Below are 1,170 nucleotides of genomic sequence, written 5' to 3'. Positions count from 1 at the left end.
CCCCATCGTACGGCCAAAGCCTACATCGGGATTGGCCGCCGGCCGACCGTGGCTAGCGCTTGCGCAACGAATATTCGAAAGCCGTTCTTCGCTCGCGACGGCAGGGGAGAGGCGGCACGATTTGCTGGAGAAGGAATGAACACCAACGTTTCCATCGAGGTCGGTGATGTGGAGGCGCTTTCCCTGTTGCGGATGGGCGTGCCCGGCCTGGACGACATCCTGGGCGGCGGCCTGACGCCGCACCGGCTCTATCTGCTGGAAGGCGCACCCGGCGCGGGCAAGACCACCCTGGCGCTCCAGTTCCTGCGCGAAGGCGCCGCGCGCGGGGAGTCGGTGCTGTATGTCACGCTGTCGGAGACCCGGGCTGAACTCGATGGCGTGGCGCGTTCGCATGGCTGGGACATGCGGGGCATCGAGGTGCGCGAGATGCTGCCCGCGCAGGATGCGCTCGAGCCCGACGAGCAATACACGATGTTCCACCCCGCGGAGGTCGAGTTGAGCGAAACCACGCTGCGCATCCTCGCGGACGTCGACGTGATCAAGCCCACGAGGGTGGTGTTCGATTCGCTGTCCGAGCTGCGCCTCCTGGCGGGCGGCTCCTTGCGCTACCGACGGCAGATCCTCGCGCTCAAGCAGTTCTTCACGGGTCGGATGTGCTCGGTGCTGCTGCTGGACGACCTCACCGCTTCAGACCAGGACCTGCAGGTCCAGAGCATCGCGCACGCCGTCATCCGGTTGGAACAGTTCAACCCCGACTACGGCGCGGCACGGCGGCGGCTCGTGGTCACCAAATACCGCGGCCAGGAATTCCGCGGCGGCTTCCACGACTACAAGATCGCCCGCGGCGGACTGCAGGTGTTTCCCCGGCTGGTCGCGGCCGAGCACGCTACGCCGGTGACGCAGACGCGCATTCCCAGCGATCTGCCCGCGTTCGACGAATTGCTTGGCGGCGGCCTGGAAAAGGGCACGAGCACGCTCTTCGTGGGCGCGCCCGGTACCGGCAAGTCGAGCGTGGCGGTGCAGTTCGCCATCGCGGCCGCGCGCCGCGGGGAGTGCGCCGCCCTGTTCATCTTCGACGAGAGCATCAACACCTTGCTCACGCGCTGCAAAGGCATGGGGATGGACCTCGCCTCCCACCTCGATTCCGGGCTGATCCGCGTGCGCCAAATC

At 66.9% G+C, this 1,170-nt stretch carries 1 protein-coding gene; it reads left to right on the top strand.

The features are described from left to right. Positions 1-135 precede the first annotated feature (135 nt). A partial coding sequence (locus tag AC1DY5_RS56455; RefSeq protein ID WP_478122841.1) for an ATPase domain-containing protein occupies positions 136-1,170 on the top strand: 1,035 nt, incomplete at its 3' end.

The organism is Variovorax sp. P4_D9, assembly GCF_056401695.1.
This window is presented reverse-complemented; position numbering and strand designations above follow the sequence as displayed.